General features: G+C 75.8%; 1 protein-coding gene. It reads left to right on the forward strand.

Features of this window, described 5'->3' with window-relative positions; genetic code table 11:
- Window positions 1-330 precede the first annotated feature (330 nt).
- Window positions 331-1,086 carry a S1C family serine protease gene (locus JNW87_RS38855; protein ID WP_375373618.1) on the forward strand — a complete coding sequence of 252 codons (756 nt, stop codon included), beginning with the start codon at window positions 331-333 and terminating at the stop codon, window positions 1,084-1,086.
- Window positions 1,087-1,258 lie beyond the last annotated feature (172 nt).

The raw sequence follows: 1,258 nt of genomic DNA on the forward strand, positions 1-1,258 counted from the left end.
ACCGGCCGCGCCTGCCGCCGAGACCGGGCCAACGGGGTCCGGGCAGGCGAGCATCCCGGAGCCCCGGGCCGGCTGGTCCGCGCCGCCGAACAGCGGCCAGTGGGGCAGCCCGACCGGCCCGGGGGCCGCGGGGCAGCCGGGCGTTGGGCCGGGCCATCCCGTGGGGCAGCCGGTCTCCGGACCGGCGTACCCGGGCGGGCCGGCGTACCCGGGCGGGCAGCTCGTGTCGGGGCCGGCGTATCCGGGTGGCAGCCGGTTTCCGGGCCCGCGTACCCGGGTGGGTGGCCGGTCCCCGCGGCCGGGGCCGACCGGCGGCGTCGAATGCCCGTGGTGGCGCTCGCGCTCGTCGCGGTGCTGGCCCTCGTCGCCGGCGTGCAGGCGTACCAGCTGCACCGGCTGGACGACCGGCTCGCCGCCACCGACCGCCGGTTGGCCGAGGCGCAGCGGGCCGACGGCACCCGGCTGGACGGCCTGGACAAGCGCGCGGAGGCGCTGGAGAAGGAGGCCGGGGCGGCGTTCAACCCGGAGGCCGTGGCCAGCGCCGTGCTGCCCAGCGTGTTCCGGGTCCGGGCCGGCCAGTTCACCGGGACCGCGTTCGCGATCGGCAAGCCGGCCGCCGGCGGTGGCACCACCCTGCTCACCAACTTCCACGTGGTGGAGTCGGTGTTCGACGGTGGCGGCCGGAAGGTCTTCCTGGAGCGGACCGACCAGCGCTTCGAGGCCACCATCGTCAAGGTCGACAAGGCCAAGGACATCGCCCAGCTGCGGACCACCGCCAAGTTCACCGGCCTGGTCGCCGCCGGCACGCCGGTCAAGTCCGGGCAGCAGATCGTCGTGGTGGGCGCCCCGCTGGGCCTGCAGGACAGCGTGACCACCGGCGTGGTGAGCGCCTTCCGCAAGGACGAGGACGGGTCCGGTCCGGTCATCCAGTTCGACGCGCCGATCAACCCCGGCAACTCGGGCGGCCCGGTGATCAACGGCTCGAAGGAGGTCGTCGGTATCGCCACCGCCAAGGCCCGGGACGCCGAGGGGATCGGCCTCGCGGTGCCGATCGAGACCGCCTGCGACACCTTCAAGCTCTGCTGACCGAACGACCGGCCGCGCCCAGGAGCCGCCGGCCGGCATTGACCGCATCACGCACCGTCGAACCTGTGGCGGCCGACCTCGCCGAGCCGATCGCGCACGTCGGGCCGCAGAACCTCGGCCACCGGATCCGACCCCGGGGGCGCGACGAGCTGGCCCGGCTCGCCCGGGCGAT

Source organism: Micromonospora sp. ATA51 (genome assembly GCF_016802855.1).
GTDB classification, from domain to species: domain Bacteria; phylum Actinomycetota; class Actinomycetes; order Mycobacteriales; family Micromonosporaceae; genus Micromonospora; species Micromonospora sicca.